This is a genomic window from Kluyvera sp. 1366 (assembly GCF_054823405.1).
In genome coordinates, this window is the sequence record NZ_JBTRDW010000003.1 from 483,104 (window position 1) to 498,844 (window position 15,741).

21 protein-coding genes are annotated in these 15,741 nt (G+C 47.9%); 18 read left to right on the forward strand and 3 right to left on the reverse strand.

Annotation, left to right across the window (positions count from 1 at the left end):
* Window positions 1-57: 57 nt before the first annotated feature.
* The gene (locus ACVLVH_RS09025; RefSeq protein WP_498949230.1) at window positions 58-954 is read right to left on the reverse strand and encodes a hypothetical protein; all 897 of its coding nucleotides are present in this window, start codon (window positions 952-954) and stop codon (window positions 58-60) included.
* Between the two features lie 105 nt (window positions 955-1,059).
* On the opposite strand from ACVLVH_RS09025, the gene ACVLVH_RS09030 reads away from it, so the two are divergent.
* From ACVLVH_RS09030 to ACVLVH_RS09105, 16 genes are all read left to right on the forward strand, one after another.
* The gene (locus ACVLVH_RS09030; RefSeq protein WP_337026429.1) at window positions 1,060-1,305 is read left to right on the forward strand and encodes a helix-turn-helix transcriptional regulator; all 246 of its coding nucleotides are present in this window, start codon (window positions 1,060-1,062) and stop codon (window positions 1,303-1,305) included.
* A 22-nt stretch (window positions 1,306-1,327) separates the two neighbouring features.
* On the forward strand, window positions 1,328-2,089 hold the full coding sequence (locus tag ACVLVH_RS09035) for a YagM family protein (protein WP_498949232.1): 762 nt from the start codon (window positions 1,328-1,330) through the stop codon (window positions 2,087-2,089).
* Between the two features lie 155 nt (window positions 2,090-2,244).
* The gene (locus tag ACVLVH_RS09040) at window positions 2,245-2,793 is read left to right on the forward strand and encodes a hypothetical protein (protein ID WP_498949234.1); all 549 of its coding nucleotides are present in this window, start codon (window positions 2,245-2,247) and stop codon (window positions 2,791-2,793) included.
* Between the two features lie 238 nt (window positions 2,794-3,031).
* Window positions 3,032-3,652, forward strand: coding sequence for an inovirus Gp2 family protein (locus ACVLVH_RS09045; protein WP_498949236.1), 621 nt, complete (start codon window positions 3,032-3,034; stop codon window positions 3,650-3,652).
* A gap of 161 nt (window positions 3,653-3,813) precedes the next feature.
* Entirely contained in the window at window positions 3,814-4,689 is an 876-nt protein-coding gene (locus ACVLVH_RS09050) for a GTPase family protein (protein WP_314349653.1), read from the forward strand.
* 85 nt (window positions 4,690-4,774) lie between these two features.
* Window positions 4,775-5,611, forward strand: coding sequence for a DUF932 domain-containing protein (locus ACVLVH_RS09055; RefSeq protein ID WP_498949237.1), 837 nt, complete (start codon window positions 4,775-4,777; stop codon window positions 5,609-5,611).
* Window positions 5,612-5,817: 206 nt separating this feature from the next.
* Window positions 5,818-6,534 (forward strand): WYL domain-containing protein, encoded by a 717-nt coding sequence (locus tag ACVLVH_RS09060; protein WP_109717502.1) that lies wholly within the window; start codon window positions 5,818-5,820, stop codon window positions 6,532-6,534.
* The gene (locus ACVLVH_RS09065) at window positions 6,531-7,160 is read left to right on the forward strand and encodes a hypothetical protein (RefSeq protein WP_498949238.1); all 630 of its coding nucleotides are present in this window, start codon (window positions 6,531-6,533) and stop codon (window positions 7,158-7,160) included. Before ACVLVH_RS09060 ends, ACVLVH_RS09065 begins: the two co-directional genes overlap by 4 nt.
* A 15-nt stretch (window positions 7,161-7,175) precedes the next feature.
* The gene (locus tag ACVLVH_RS09070; protein ID WP_109717500.1) at window positions 7,176-7,625 is read left to right on the forward strand and encodes a YfjS/YafY family lipoprotein; all 450 of its coding nucleotides are present in this window, start codon (window positions 7,176-7,178) and stop codon (window positions 7,623-7,625) included.
* Window positions 7,625-8,062, forward strand: a complete 438-nt coding sequence (locus ACVLVH_RS09075; protein ID WP_498949277.1) for an IrmA family protein — start codon at window positions 7,625-7,627, stop codon at window positions 8,060-8,062. The genes ACVLVH_RS09070 and ACVLVH_RS09075 overlap by 1 nt, the downstream gene beginning before the upstream one ends.
* A 126-nt stretch (window positions 8,063-8,188) precedes the next feature.
* The gene (locus ACVLVH_RS09080) at window positions 8,189-8,602 is read left to right on the forward strand and encodes an antirestriction protein (RefSeq protein ID WP_109717498.1); all 414 of its coding nucleotides are present in this window, start codon (window positions 8,189-8,191) and stop codon (window positions 8,600-8,602) included.
* 14 nt (window positions 8,603-8,616) lie between these two features.
* Window positions 8,617-9,084 (forward strand): RadC family protein, encoded by a 468-nt coding sequence (gene radC / locus ACVLVH_RS09085; RefSeq protein ID WP_109717497.1) that lies wholly within the window; start codon window positions 8,617-8,619, stop codon window positions 9,082-9,084.
* A 10-nt stretch (window positions 9,085-9,094) separates the two neighbouring features.
* Window positions 9,095-9,421, forward strand: a complete 327-nt coding sequence (locus ACVLVH_RS09090) for a type IV toxin-antitoxin system YeeU family antitoxin (protein WP_109717496.1) — start codon at window positions 9,095-9,097, stop codon at window positions 9,419-9,421.
* Window positions 9,422-9,452: 31 nt separating this feature from the next.
* On the forward strand, window positions 9,453-9,833 hold the full coding sequence (locus ACVLVH_RS09095; protein ID WP_109717495.1) for a TA system toxin CbtA family protein: 381 nt from the start codon (window positions 9,453-9,455) through the stop codon (window positions 9,831-9,833).
* Window positions 9,830-10,039, forward strand: a complete 210-nt coding sequence (locus ACVLVH_RS09100; RefSeq protein ID WP_498949240.1) for a DUF5983 family protein — start codon at window positions 9,830-9,832, stop codon at window positions 10,037-10,039. The genes ACVLVH_RS09095 and ACVLVH_RS09100 overlap by 4 nt, the downstream gene beginning before the upstream one ends.
* Before the next feature lie 235 nt (window positions 10,040-10,274).
* On the forward strand, window positions 10,275-11,129 hold the full coding sequence (locus ACVLVH_RS09105; RefSeq protein ID WP_101763447.1) for a PA4780 family RIO1-like protein kinase: 855 nt from the start codon (window positions 10,275-10,277) through the stop codon (window positions 11,127-11,129).
* Here ACVLVH_RS09105 and ACVLVH_RS09110 read toward each other — a convergent pair.
* A complete protein-coding gene (locus ACVLVH_RS09110; protein ID WP_312464322.1) occupies window positions 11,096-11,263 on the reverse strand; it encodes a hypothetical protein in 168 nt (55 codons plus the stop codon). The two genes, ACVLVH_RS09105 and ACVLVH_RS09110, sit on opposite strands and share 34 nt — an antisense overlap.
* A 224-nt stretch (window positions 11,264-11,487) precedes the next feature.
* Between ACVLVH_RS09110 and ACVLVH_RS09115 the strand changes: the two genes are divergently transcribed.
* Together ACVLVH_RS09115 and ACVLVH_RS09120 are read left to right on the forward strand one after the other, a co-directional pair.
* A complete protein-coding gene (locus ACVLVH_RS09115; protein ID WP_110868297.1) occupies window positions 11,488-11,844 on the forward strand; it encodes a KPN_00521 family repetitive protein in 357 nt (118 codons plus the stop codon).
* A 122-nt stretch (window positions 11,845-11,966) separates the two neighbouring features.
* Window positions 11,967-12,626 carry an epoxyqueuosine reductase QueH gene (locus ACVLVH_RS09120; RefSeq protein WP_008101584.1) on the forward strand — a complete coding sequence of 220 codons (660 nt, stop codon included), beginning with the start codon at window positions 11,967-11,969 and terminating at the stop codon, window positions 12,624-12,626.
* A 134-nt stretch (window positions 12,627-12,760) separates the two neighbouring features.
* On the opposite strand, the gene mgtA is transcribed toward ACVLVH_RS09120, so the two are convergent.
* A complete protein-coding gene (gene mgtA, locus ACVLVH_RS09125) occupies window positions 12,761-15,484 on the reverse strand; it encodes a magnesium-translocating P-type ATPase (RefSeq protein WP_498949244.1) in 2,724 nt (907 codons plus the stop codon).
* Window positions 15,485-15,741 lie beyond the last annotated feature (257 nt).

The following is a 15,741-nucleotide window of genomic DNA, read 5'->3' on the forward strand; positions in this document are numbered from 1 at the left end:
CCCAAAGTCTCTGCCAGCAAAACTTTACCTGATGCAATTTCTGCTAAGGGAAAACACTTATTTTGGTGTGATTTTTTTTCGATGGATCGCTTTGTCAAAAGCAGACTTTAGCGCTGTGTTATTCAGCGACCAGTCTTTGTAAATTCTTTCCCACAAAGCCGATGGATTGTTGACAAATGGCATATATTTTTTAGCTCCATCTAAATCATCACTCATCACGGAAAAACTTAGTGATTCAACAAATTTAATTAGTTGCGGCAGTAGCTCATTAAGAGCATCTTTTTTACTTTTCCAACCTCCATGCCGTTTTTTAGCCTTTATAAGAGCTATTAATTTTTTCTGAATCAAATGGGATGCTTCAGCTTTAGAGTCTCCCCCAGCTCGACCTGCTTTTACTCTTATTTCAGAAAGTGCATTATTTCGAACTTGAGATTGTTTACATAAAACCATTCCATAGCAGGTATCAAAATACTCTGAGGATAGTCTCAGGGCTCTAATAGCTGAACTTTCATCCATACTCTGCACAATCTCACTCCAGTGGAATAATATTGATGCATATAGCAAATGAATGCAGAAAACATATTCAATAGATTTTTCTTGTATGAGTGAACAAAATACCTCGGTAGAGAATGAATTAAAATATTTATCCCAATAGCTTTTGGGGTTTAGTGGTGATTTTAAAATTTTAATTAAATCTGACTCCTGAATTTTTATAAATGAGTGCTCAAGCCTGAATCTAGGTGCTGGAAGCCAGCAACGATTTGTTCTCAATACTTGAGAGTGGCTTAACCACTTATCTACTCCAGGATGATTTTTATCCATAATGGCGCGGTATTGCGACCACTCCGTAATTACGCCTAACTCGCTCATCAACACGCTAATGTTTTTGATGATTTTTTGAGATAAAAAATCCAACTCGAAAGAAAAATTCCCAACTTTATCATTGTGTTGCATCAGTTATAAGCCTGTAATTTTTGTATTTTTGCTAGGAGGATTCTCTTAGAAATATCATCCAGATAATCTTATCGCAACTGATACAAACCGATGAGAGACAACAAAATGCAACCACAAGTAGCTCGGATGATACGGCTCAGGGCTGTAGTTACAAAAACAGGCGTAGCCCGCTCAACCATCTATGACTGGCTTAACCCCAAATCCCCACGTTATGACGATTCATTTCCTAAGCAGCGTCGCCTAGGACAGCAATCAGTTGGCTGGCTGGAATCAGAAATTGATGAATGGCTGCTGCAAAGAAAGGAAGTAATAAACCCTACATTGTCAGGCCGGTTTGACGATGACGAATAAATTTAATTAATAATGAGAATATATGAGTAAGAAGATAACTTTCACCCAAAAAAATGAACTGACAAAACAATCATTAAAAAACTGGAGCTTAATAAAGAGGTGTTCACTTTCAGAATCGATTAATTTTTGGCTAGATCTCGTTAGCCCTTTGATAAGCGAGGCTAACCATCATCATCAGACAGCTGCTGAAATAGAAAGGAATGCAGTACTGGCCTTGAAGAGAATTATGCAAACCGATCCTCTGGAAACAGAAAGTACCAGAGCAGAAGTAATATTGATGACTATATGGGATGAAAATATTCGACAGCAAGAAGAAATTGTAGGTAATGATGTTTACATTCATAAGCTAAGAACCCAATTAATGGGGAAGAACGAGCTAGAGGGAATACAATGTAGTGCAGAAGAAATTATTGAGCGGTATGGTGCGGAGAGGCTGATATGGATTTATACCGACAGACGAGTTAATCACAAGCACCTACAGGCTGGCGGAATCTCCAACTTAATAATGATTAAAAAGTCACATTATGCGAATTACTATTTTGATATAAATCATGCAATCATTCTATCACTATGTGAAATTGCAATGTATGGGGCAGACAAGGCGATAAAGAAAAAGGGAGTGATTTTACCACACTCTTACACCTGTTGGATTCCAATCTATCACACCAATAACATGGTAGTGATGATTCCAGTCATAGAGGAAAGGATGAAACATAAATCCTGCAAGGAAAACTGTGTTTTAACAGTTATCAATCCATTTAATGAAGAAGTGAGAAATATATAGTCACATAATTATTTATAGTAACAATTTCCATATAAGCAAATCAACCAAACTCATAAGTTATTTGTGGATACGTCTATTGGGGGAGGTGAAATTTTCTTCCTCATACGAGTAGAGAATGGTGCCAAAAATAGTTAATGAACCACGAGGGATGCATTTTGACCGTTTATGCTTACGCTTCGAGAGAAGATCAGGAACTAAATAACACTCAATTAGAAAATGGAGGTTCAGAGTTTTTTAAAGTCATTACTGGATTGCCATCAAACAGAATTATACGTGAACACGTTAATCTGATAAGTGCTTCATTAGTTCATGAGGGGGTCAGTAATTTAATTTCAGCAAGAATTGAATATGGAGACACTCTTTTGCTCTCTGGATTGAGAAGCCTTGGAGAGAGAATTGATGATGTTGAAAAAGCTTTAATTTTTTTTGCTGAGAGAAGTATCACTGTTCGTTGTTTCCAAGAAGCTCGAGGGGTAGATGATAATAACATATTTTATATATCCTATTCGGTATCACCGAAAGCATTTAAATATAGTTGTGAAATGAAATACCTTGTCAATAAAAGTGAAAATCGTGTTGGTAGACCTTTCGGCAGCAAGCATTTGAAGGACATTCAAAGTTACAGATATGCAGGATATACACAGACATTAACAGCAATGATACTGCAAGTCAGTCTGTCCACAGTGAAGAGAAACTGGAGGTAACCATCTGAAATATATTAGTTAAGTGCAGAGTGACTTAAGGATTGCAAGCCCTTCTGGCGTGGATATCAGAATCGCCTATTGATGTTGGAAAGATAATATCTATTTAACTGGATCTAGTTCTGAACCAACTGACCTTTGATAGATTGATTATACCTTAATAGATCATCCTTAAAAAATCATAGCTACTAGTAAATGTAATGCGATGTCATGAGTGACTTTGACCTTCATGGAAACCTATATGAGCTTATACAAAGGCAGGCATGGATACCATGTATTGGAATATCGAATAATGATTGATTTGTTACTGAATGCTGTATCAAGAAAGTATAACAGGCTAATTGCTGTACGAGTTGATCTTCATCTCCCTCCTATTATTGACAATGGAGATTCCATAGTCTGCTTTCACAATACATCGCCGGGTGAAATATCGAGATTTAGAAACTCATTAAATGCAAAGGTGGGAAATGACCAGAATCGCAAGCGCAGGGAAGGCATTCGAATTTATGATTATCGTAATTATATAGTCTGGGCAAGAGAGTATACAAAAAGTGGCAAGCGGCACTATCATATATGCCTGTTATTTAACAAGGATGCTTACTATCACCTAGGGAATTTTGATAAAGATAATACCTTAAGAAGCATGATAACTGGAGCTTGGTACAGTGCTCTTGGGCTTGATGAAAGCGACTATGTTGGATTGGTACATTATCCAGCCAACTGCCGTTATGTTTTAAATATCAATCATCCTAATTATGAAAAACAGTATGATGCGTTACTACAAAGACTAGATTACCTAACAAAAACCAACTCTAAAATATTTGGAGAAGGCGAACGCAACTTCGGGTGTAGTCAGGTCTGAGATTGGCTGAAAGCTCTGGGCTAAAAGAGGCAATTCATACTGAGTTGACTGCTGACCTGACATTACCCAATACTGTAAATTATTTCAGATAGATATCATCTATGTGAGTACCCCGAATACGTTCTGGTTTCGAGGGTACGCTATTAACAAGAGATATCTCAATGAACCAATCAGATAATTCAAAGGCCTTTGAAGACTCACTGGCCTTTCTTCCTAATGAACTTAGCCGTCTCATTTTAAATAAAATTTCATACCTAGCTACTTATGAACCAATCATTGGGATCATGGGAAAAACTGGCGTTGGTAAAAGTAGCCTCTGCAATGCTCTGTTTCAAGGCAAGGTCTCTCCAGTAAGCGATGTTAGTGCATGTACCCGAGATGCTTTGCGTTTTCGTTTCCAGTCTGGAAGTCGCTATTTAACGCTAATCGATCTACCTGGTGTTGGTGAGAGCCAACAACGTGACAGAGAATATGAATCGCTTTATCGACACGTGCTACCTGATATTGATTTGATCATGTGGGTGATTAAAGCCGATGACCGGGCGCTAGCAGTAGATGAACATTTTTACAGATATGTACTAGGAGATGTGTTTCAAAGCAAAGTTTTATTTGTCGTTAATCAAGCTGACAAAATCGAACCGTGCCATGAATGGAACTCCACCAGCAACCAACCTTCACCACTTCAAATAGCTAATCTCGATCTCAAAGTTCAGGACATCACACGGTTATTTAAGCCAATCAATCGGGTCTGCAAAATTTCTGTTAAAACCAACTGGAATCTAACTGAGATGGTCGAAGCCATGGTTGAAAGCTTGCCGGAGAAAACCAGTAGCCCCGTTTCAGCACAACTACATAGCCATCTTAAAACTGAGCGCGTGAAAGAGACGGCAAGAAACGATTTTGGTAGCGCCGTCGGAGGAGTTCTGGATGTTGTAGCTTCGCTTCCAGTGGTTCCCAGGCCAGTAAAATCGCTGATACATCAAGTTCGTGATGCAATTGTTTCTATCGCCCGTTCTGTATGGGATTTTTTCTTCTAAACAGTAATATCCACGCATACACACTGAAAGGCCCCGACGCAGAAGCGTTGGGGCCTTTTATTTATTATGCAATCAGGAGTTAATCATGAGTCGTCTCGCTTCACGTTTTGGCGCTGCCAACGTTATTCGCAAAGACCGCCCTCTGACGCACGATGAGCTGTTTCGCACTGTACCCAGTATTTTCAGTGAAATTAAACACAATTCCCGTAGCGAGCGCTATACCTACATCCCAACAATCACTTTGCTGGACAACCTAAAGCGAGAAGGTTTCCAGCCTTTCTTTGCCTGCCAGACACGAGTCAGAGATCTCAGTAAGCGGGATCATACCAAGCACATGCTGCGACTGCGCCGGGAAGGACAGATAACGGGCAATCAGGTTCCTGAGATCATTCTGCTTAATTCGCATGATGGATCCAGTTCCTATCAAATGTTGCCGGGCCTTTTCCGCGCAGTGTGCCAGAACGGACTCATTTGCGGTGAAACATTTGGAGAAGTTCGCGTACCTCACAAAGGTGATGTGGTCGAGCGGGTGATTGAAGGCGCTTATGAAGTGCTTGGTATCTTCGAGAGTGTCGACGAAAAGCGGGAGGAGATGCAACAAATGATACTTCCTCCGCCCGCTCAGCAGGCGCTGGCAAAAGCAGCGCTTACCTATCGCTTTGGTGATGAGCATCATCCTGTCACTGAGTCGCAAATATTATCGCCACGACGCTGGCAGGACAATAACCCGGATCTCTGGACGACATACCAGCGCATCCAGGAAAACCTGATTAAAGGCGGACTCAGAGGCAGAAATGCACAGGGCAGAAACCAGCAGACGCGCTCGGTTCGGGGCATTGACGGTGACGTGAAGCTTAATCGCGCACTCTGGGTGATGGCTGAAACCATGCTGGAACATGCTCAGGGACGCACGCCTATATAACCTGGCAGAAAAATTAACAAATTAGGGACACACCCTGTCCGCATTGTGTATGACCTGGTTTGGTCAATTCCAGCAAGTTTCACTGAATCCCGCCTGCAACCCCGCTTCAGCAAATCTCAAAATATTTTCTCATGCGGTCATAACCTGTCCGACCCAACCTTTAAAATAACCCCAATATTTCAGCATGTTAATTACGGAGATGACCTATGTGTCAAGCCAAACGTCGCTATGACAAACTTGCCATAAGGTTGTCTTTGATCATCAGCCGTCTGGTGGCCGGAGAGACGCTTAACTTGAGCAAACTGGCAGTTGAGTTCGGCGTTTCAGTACGTACTCTGCGGCGCGATTTCCGGGAAAGGCTTATATACCTAGATCTGGAATATCACAACGGGAACTGCCGGTTGCTTACCGGGGGCAACGTGGTCCGCCGCGAGCACATCGCGCTGGCTTTTGCCCGCCAGAGTGGTGTGGCTGGATTATTTCCGGGACTCGATCACCGCCTGGTCAATACCCTGCTTGAAAGTGGTATCGAAGCGCCGTGCATTGTCTGGCAGCCCGCATCAACAATGGGTGAATCACATCAAGGAATTTTCCAGCGGATTACTTCCGCTATCACCGGGCGGCGTCGCATCACGCTTCTGGCTGAAGGGCACCGTTGTGAGCAACTTGCGCCATATCGCCTTATCTCGCTTGAAGGTCGCTGGTATCTCACGGGCGAACTCGAAGGCCAGATATCGGTAATTAGCCTGACTGATATTCAGACCATCGCCATCAGTAGTGAAAACTTCACCATGAATGAGCCTTTACTGACGCTGATTTCAGACTCTGAATTTATCAGGGCACTTCCCCATTTTCGATTCTTCAAGTCTTTGCTTACCGGTGCCGATAACCGGTTAACATTTCATAAGGATAACCAGCAATGAAATACTCTCCTATTAAGGCATTGATTGCCTCGTTAATGCTAGCCGCGACATTTCAGAGTAGCGCGACCATAACCGGAACGGTTAAGGCGTGGCCTTATATGCAATCCGCTGGCTGGAAGTCAGCAGATGGATATGATTTTGAAAAGATGCACAATGCACTCTATCAGGCCGAAATAATCGACAACTATCCGTGGACGAAACAATTTCTGCTGCGCGTTCGCGGCGGTGGTTCATTCTATCTGGCGGATAAAGCCTCCAAAACTGTTCGCCATCTGAAGATCAAGCCGGAGAGTGGTTACAGCTCAGATTTGACATCAGTCTATCAGGGTGAGGATAACGGTAAAGGATGCTTCCTTGCTGTTATCGATGCAAAAGCGCTGGCGCTGAACAAAGCTGAGGATGACATCACCGCCAGTTTTCCTCCCCGGCCAAATGCGGCTCAAGAACTGGCGCAGGTCAGAGAGCAGTTTAAGCCAGAAGTTGTCGCCGTATTTCCGGACAACTGTGTTAACAAGCAGCAGGAAGCGGCTATGAATGCCAAACGTTCTTCGGATGAACGAACCCTGCAGCAGTGGGTCGCTAAAGAAAGCCTAAAAGAATTGTGCCGTAGGACGGGCAATTGTTGATCAGGGAGAGAGCCGATGATTCATTTTCCAAAACTGCTGGTTGCAGCTGCCTTAACGACTTCAGTGCTGCTGACGGGATGTGACAACAGTGATGATGGTGGTATTAACACGATTTCTAAATACCACGACCTGACACCGCCACCCTTCAGCGATATCGTGTCGTCGAAAAGTGATATCGCCTACCAGTGGATCAAAAAAGATGCATTTGGTCAGGAACAGTATCGGGTGATTAAAACGGTTAAATCACCTGATGGTTGTAAATCAGGTAATTATTACTACATCGCCGATATGCGGGAGAAGACAGTCCAGCCACTCATGTCTGCGCTATGCCTATCCGATAATATTGCGCTGAGCTTTAAAGAAGAAACCGATAACTATACCGGTGAAAAATCCGTCATTTATTCCCATGACGGAAAAGAGATGGGTAAAATCTACATGCCTAAAAATCAGGAGGATAATCAATGATAAAAGGAAGTCGAACAATTCTGGCTGTAATAGCACTCTCCATCTCAGGCATTTCATCAGCTTATGCCGAAGAACAGCGCTACATCAGCATACGCAATACTGACAGTGTCTGGGTACCAGGTGGGATATGTTCTCTTCAGTTCCGGCTGGACAATGGCGGCAGCGGTCAGGGCTTTAACAAGCTTGCTGTGACTATGCGGGTTAAAGATAACAAGGGAGACATTCTTGAGGAGGGGATAATGGATGTCGAACCCTTTGGCGACAGTGATGCCACGCGCTCGCAAAACGCTTATCTTGAAACCACTTGCAATGATGACGGCAGCTCGGTTGAGGTTGTTAAGGCAACTGAAATGATAAATGGTAAAGAGTTCAGTTTGCCATTGTCAGTATTCGATACGCAGTATTATAAGCCACTGACAGTCACTGTTAATAAGTAACCCGCCTTAATATAAAACATAAAGCTTAAAGCCCCCACTGCTTCCGCAGTGGGGGCTTTTTATTTATCAACTGCTCGTTAGCAAATCAATTTTATTTAAATTGAAATTTAATAAGGTATTATTTAAATGAAAGAATCTTTAATTACCAATGATTCGGTTTCAGAAGAAATGCGACTGCAATTCTGGCCGAAACACTTCGGCAAAATCCCGCAGTGGATGCTGCTGGAACCTCGCGCCTTCGCCTGGATGGATCGCCTGTGCGAAGCCTACAACGGTGGGTACTGGAATTATTACACGCTCAGCAACGGCGGTGCCTTCATCGCACCTGATAGCGAGGACAGCTGGGCGATGTTCAATAAGCTGAATGGCAACAGCGCGGAAATGAGCAGCGAAGCCGCTGGCATCGCAGTCTGCCTGCTGAACTGGAGCCACCATGCCTGCAGAACTGGCAGCCACGCTATGAGTGAACACTACTATCACCTGCGCGAATTTGCGCTGAGACATCCTGAAAGCAACGCCATCATGCACATCATCGACTGAAGGTGGAGAACATTATGGAAAGTACTGCATTACCTCATCCACTCACTTCACACCGCACCATAAAACGCGCCCTAACGCTTATCGAAAATCACCTGCGCGAACCCGGAGTGGCGTTTACTTCGGCAGCACTCACCCGCGACTGGCTGCGGCTGAACCTCGCTGGACTGGAGCGGGAAGTGTTTATGGTGGTGTTTCTGGATAATCAGAATCGGCTGCTGGCGCACGAAACCCTGTTCCACGGCTCCATCACCAGCACGGAAGTTCATCCTCGCGAGGTGGTTAAAGCCGCACTGCGGCATAACGCCGCCGCGGCCATTTTTGCCCACAATCATCCATCCGGATATGCCGAGCCCAGCGATGCTGACCGGCGTATCACAGAACGCCTGAAAAAAGCGCTGGCGCTGGTTGAGGTGCGCGTACTGGACCATCTGATTGTCGGCAGCAAAGAGATTGTCTCGTTCGCCGAACGCGGCTGGTCATAAAGGAGGATATATGCATTTTGAACAATGGGGGCTGACGTGCGGTAAAACACCGTGTTTCGGTGCCAGGCTGGTGCAGGAAGGCAACCGGTTGCACTTTCTGGCTGACCGGGCAGGATTTACCGGCGATTTCAGCGACGATGAAGCACTGCGCCTTGACCAGGCTTTTCCACTGATAATGAAACAGCTGGAACAGATGCTTCCAGCTGGTGAGCTGAATCCTCGCCATCAGCAACGCGTTACCCTGAATCACATTGGGCTGACCTGCGAAGCTGATACGCTTGGCTCACAAGGTTATGTCTACATCACGATTTATCCCTCTTCGACTGTAACCGGCTGACCGGCCACCTCCCAAAAACAGGACACACCGAATGCAAACTTTACCGTTACCCGAGCCACGGGCGGCTGAGCCCTGCCCGTCGCCCGTGCAGGTCTGGCAGTTGCTGCTCACACATCTGCTGGATAAACACTATGGCCTCACGCTCAACGACACACCGTTTGGCGACGACAGCGTGATTCAGGCGCACATCAACGCCGGTATCTCCCTGTGCGATGCTGTCAATTTCATTGTGGAAAGGTATGAACTGGTGCGCACTGACCTTAGCCGTTTCAGCCTCCCCGAACGCTCTTCACTGATTGGTGCCATCGACATACTGCGTGCCCGTCGTGCAACCGGACTGATAGTAAGCAGCGGCTACAGCACCATAACCCGCATCACAACGGGCCGGTATCGGGAGGACAAAACACAGTGAAAATCGGTCTGAACCTTAACGCTGACAGCATCAATGTGCTGGCGCTGAACATGGGGAAAATCGCGGTCGAAGTTGACGGTATCGAGCTCGCTGAGCTGATAGCTGAAGTTAATGCTCAAGGGCTTACGCTGCGTATCGCGGAGGAACCCGGCGAGGTGATTGTCGAAACCAGCTCTCGCCTTCTCCTAAGTAGCCTTGTAAGATAAGGCCAAGCGGACCGATAAAATGAAAATTAGTTTTAGGCACCTTCTTAGGCACTAAAGAATAATTGAATTGAAGAATTAGCATTTTAATTCAGGTGGTTAGCGGACCAATTCAGACTCCGCCAGCACCAAAATTCTCCATCGATGATTACCAGAGTCATTCGATGAAGTCCTAAGAGCCCGTATGGCGCAAGCCTTACGGGCTTTTTTGTATCTGGACTCTTTCAAGGCGACTCGCATGAAAATCCCAAACCGACTCCAGCCTCTCGTCGATGATGGCCTGGTAGATGAAGTACTACAAAGACTAAGAAGCGGCAAAGAAGCTGACGTTTATACCGTGTTAACGGGCGGCAAAATCCAGTGTGCGAAAGTGTACAAGGACGCCACACAACGAAGTTTCAAGCAGGCCGTGCATTATCAGGAAGGGCGCAAAGTCCGCAACAGCCGTAATTCACGTGCGATGCAAAAAGGGTCGAAATTCGGGCGCAAGCAGCAAGAAGAGACCTGGCAAAGCGCGGAAGTTGATGCATTATTCCGCCTGGCGAATGCTGGCGTACGCGTCCCGCAGCCCTACATTTGCATCGACGGCGTTTTGTTGATGGAGCTGGTCACAGACGCAGAAGGTCTGGTTGCGCCACGCCTGAGCGATGTGTTCCTGACTGAAGAGAACGCCTTGAAGGATTTCGATACCATGATCCGCAATATCGTGCGCATGCTGTGCGCCGGCATTGTTCATGGCGACCTGTCAGAATTCAACGTGCTGCAGGATGCCAACGGACCGGTGATTATCGACTTGCCACAAGCGGTTGATGCCGCGGCAAACAACCACGCTGAATCGATGTTTGAGCGCGATGTGAACAACATCACCGCCTATTACGGGCAATATGCTCCGCAGATTTTGCAAACGCGCTATGCGAAAGAGATCTGGCAGTTATATGAAGATGGAAAGCTGACGCCAGAAACGCCGCTCACCGGTCTCTTCGTAGAAGAGGTGCATGAAGTGGATATGAACTCATTGATGGATGAGATCATCGCCGCCGAAGATGAGTTCTATGATCGTCAGCGCGCCGCTAAAGAGCGCGACGAAGAGTAGAGGCAGCTCCACAGCTCAGGCAGGCTGGCGATAAACGCCTCGGCTATCGCGTGTTTATTGCCACCCGGATTCCACAGCGTTACCAGCGTAACGTTCAATCCCTGATTGCCAACCTCGGTACGCAACCGTTGCACGTGGCGCCACTGCTATGCTGCGCCAGACAGATAGCAGATTAATATTGCAGAGCCACCGCTCAGGTGGCTCTTATCCCTTCCTGCAACAACCTAAAATGCTATCTACTGGTGATTTTGCCAGCGAAACTAGACCTTTTTCATTCCTGGTTTATTCTTAAATCTTTCCATCCCGGCCTATGCCAGGATGATTACCTGAGACGACATATTTCATGAAAGAGGGAATTATGAAAAAGACCATTATTGCACTGTCAGCCATTCTGATGGCATCTTCGGCTTTTGCCGCGACCACACATGCAACTGATGAAACTGTCGCTAACGCGCAGGCCGGTGCGAACACCGCTAAAGAAAAACTGCATCAGGCGCAGAACGAAGGTAAAGAGCAGCAGCTGAAAGCGAAGCATGCGGCAGAAGGTAAAAGCGATAACCTGACCAGCAAAGCCAGCGAAGGTACGCAGAAAGCCTGGAACAAAACCAAAGAAGGTTCTGAGAAAGGTTGGGATGCCACCAAAGAAGGCACGCAGAAAGGCTGGAATAAAACCAAAGAAGGTGCCAGCGATCTGAAAAAGAAAGTGACTGAATAACGTTCGTCGCTCAATCCAGAGGCCGCGTTTGCGGCCTTTTTTATTGCCTGTTTTCCTCAACTTTGCATCTTTAACGCTATCCCCTTAGACTTTACCCAACACTCCATTAACCAATAATGCTCATGTCTGACACCTTTACCCGGCAGCCGCTGCCCTTACCCAACGGTCATAATAAAGTCCTGTTGCACTCCTGCTGTGCGCCCTGCTCGGGCGAAGTGATGGAAGCGATGCTGGCTTCCGGCATCGATTACACCATCTTCTTCTACAACCCAAACATTCATCCGCTGAAAGAGTATGAGCTGCGTAAAGAGGAGAATATCCGCTTTGCCGAGCAGTTTGGCGTGCCCTTTGTTGATGCCGATTATGATAAAGACAATTGGTTTGAGCGGGCGCGTGGCATGGAGTGGGAACCGGAACGTGGCGTGCGCTGCACCATGTGTTTCGACATGCGCTTTGAACGCACCGCGCTGTATGCACATGAAAACGGTTTCCCGGTGATCACCAGTTCACTCGGTATTTCGCGCTGGAAGAATATGCAGCAGATCAACGACTGCGGCGTGCGCGCGGCGGCGCACTATCCCGATATGCTTTATTGGGAGTTCAACTGGCGGAAAGGTGGCGGCTCGTCACGCATGATTGAGATCAGCAAGCGCGAACGTTTCTATCAGCAGGAGTATTGCGGCTGCATCTATTCGCTGCGCGACAGCAATCGCCATCGCGTAGCTAGCGGCCGCGAGCGCATTGAGATCGGCGTGCAGTATTACCAGCCCGACGAAGAGTAAAGAAAAGGGCAGGAAATCCTGCCCTTTTTTCATTAACGAAACACCAGCGTTAACACCACCATGACAACCATCATCATTATCAGGTGAAACACCACCTTATTGAGATTGCGGTTACGCATTTCACCTCCATGTGTTTAAAACCACTGACCAAAGCGCTTGATGTAGAGCATTTTCATGCCCTGCGCGACCACGCAATACCCGAGCAGCGTTGCCACCAGCCATGGGAAGTAAGACCATGGCAGCGGCACCAATCCCACCATCGCACCCAGCGGTGAGAACGGCAGCAGAATGCCGGCGATCATCACACACGCAGTGGTCAGCAGCACCGGCAGCGCCGCACGGCTCTGGATAAACGGAATCTTTTGCGTGCGCAGCATGTGCACCACCAGCGTTTGCGACAGCAAGCCTTCAATAAACCAGCCGGACTGGAACAGCGACTGCATTTCTGGCGTGTTCGCCGCGAACACGTACCACATCAGCGCAAAGGTGGTGATATCGAAAATCGACGACGTTGGCCCAATCCACAACATGAAGCGTTTGATATTACGCGCGTCCCATTTACGCGGTTTGCGCAGGAACTCGCGGTCCATTTTGTCCCACGGCAGTGCCAGCTGAGACAGATCGTACATCAGGTTCTGAATCAGCAGATGAATCGCCAGCATCGGCAGGAACGGAATAAAGGCGCTCGCCACCAACACCGAGAACACGTTGCCGAAGTTCGAGCTGGCGGTCATGTTCAGATACTTAATGATGTTGCCGAAGGTTTCGCGTCCCTTCATTACGCCCTCTTCCAGCACCATCAAATCTTTTTCCAGCAGGATGATATCGGAGGACTCTTTAGCGATGTCCGCCGCGCTATCGACGGAAATCCCGACATCAGCATCACGCAGCGCCGGCGCATCATTAATCCCGTCGCCGAGGAAGCCAACGGTGTGGCCCTGTTGCTGTAGCGCGCGCAGGATGCGTGATTTCTGCAGCGGCGTGAGTTTAGCGAATACCGCACTCTGTGCGGCGGCGTCTGCCAACTGCTCGTCGCTCATCAGGGCAATTTGGTCGCCGGTGACGATCGCGCCGCTGTCGATGCCAACCTGCTGGCAAATGCGCGCGGTCACCACTGGATTATCGCCGGTCAGCACTTTGACGCTAACGCCATTGTCGCGCAGCGCGCCGATGGCTTTGGCGGCGCTCTCTTTCGGTGGATCGAGGAAGGTCAGCAGCCCTTCTACCGTTAAGCCTTGCTCATCCGCCACGCTCAGCGGCTGCTGTAAACCCGGCTCCGCCAGCACGCGGCTCGCCACCAGCAGCACGCGGAAACCCTGCTCATTGTATTGATGTGCCAGCGCCAGCAGTTCTGCACGACGCGTTTCGTTCAGCGGCTGCACCAGTTTGCCTTCACGCTCGGCAGTCGCGATGCTCAGCATCTCTTCCACCGCGCCTTTGCAGATCAGCATCTGTTGATTGAGACGACGATCGCGCACCACCACCGAGACGCGACGGCGAATGAAATCGAACGGCAGCTCATCCACTTTGATATAGGTATCGCTTACCGCTTCGCTGACGCGGTTTTTGCCGTACTGCAAAATGGCGCGATCCATCAGATTCAGCGTGCCGCTTTGATAGTGGCTGTTAAGCCAGCTCAGCATCAGCACGCGTGAGTTCTCCACGCCAGCACAATCCAGATGATGCTCCAGAATGATGTTGTCCTGCGTCAGCGTGCCGGTTTTGTCGGTGCAGAGAATATCCATCGCGCCGAGGTTTTGAATCGCATTCAGACGTTTGACGATCACTTTACGCCGCGACATGGCGATGGCACCTTTCGCCAGATTGGAGCTGACGATCATCGGCAACATTTCCGGCGTTAAACCTACCGCTACCGCCAGCGCAAACAGTGAAGCATCCAGCCAGTCGCCTTTGGTTAGGCCATTAATCAGCAACACCACCGGTACCATCACCAACATGAAGCGGATCAGCAGCCAGCTCACGCTGTTGACGCCGCGGTCAAAGGCGGTTTGTGCGCGATTACCCACAATCGATTTCGCCAGGCTACCGAAGTAAGTTTCGCTGCCGGTTGCCACTACCACCGCTTTGGCGCTGCCGCTGGACACGTTGGTGCCCATCAGGCAGACGCTGCCCAGTTCCAGCAGCGATGTGCCCTGTTCGCTGGCACCGCTGCTTTTGCTGGTGACGTGGCCGGTGACGTCATACTTCTCAACCGGTAACGATTCGCCGGTCAAAATCGCCTGGCTGATAAACAGATCGCGTGAATCCAGCAGCCGCACATCGGCTGGCACCAAATCCCCCGCCGACAGATAGATGATGTCACCCGGCACCAGCGTGGCGATATCGACTTCCTGTTTGAGCGGCGCTTGCTGCGCTGACTCACGACGCAGCACCGTGGCGGTGGTGCGCACCATCGATTTCAGCGCCTGCGCCGCTTTATTGGTACGGAACTCCTGCCAGAAGCGCAGCAAACCGCTGAGCGTTACCATCGTCACAATGATGATGACACCGGTCAGATCGGTCTCCTCGCCGTTGCGCAGCGGCAGCCAGAAATCAGTGAAAAAGCTCACCAGCGCCAGCGCCATCAGGACATAGATAAACGGATTGTTGAATGCCTGCAGCAACTGCAACAACGCCGGTGGCGCTTTGTCGTGTTCGACCTGATTGCGGCCATATACATTCAGGCGCGCCTCGGCTTCACGTTCACTCAGGCCAAGCGCATCGCTGCGCAGACGCACCAGCGTTTCGTCGGCAGTAAAACCGGCTTCATCTTCAATCAGGTAACGCGGTGTTTTTTGACGCGGCTGGCGCGTGGTGTTCCAGGCTTTTTTGTCCTGGTTGAGTTTCATGTCAGTCATAGTGACATTCCTCTTTATTACGGCAATAAAAATCCCTGCGTGCGAGGCACACAAATTAAATTAACGGCAATGCGTTTGTTAAATTAAAAATAACCTGTCGGGAATTTCCATATCACCTCCCGGAAATTAAAGACGAAAAGAGTCGCTCGCAAAATAACGAGTAATAAATAAAGACGAAGGTAAACACCACGCAATCGAACAGCGAAAAGCCGTCTAATGTGCAGCGCTAATCAGCACGCTGAGGTTCAGCGCGCGTA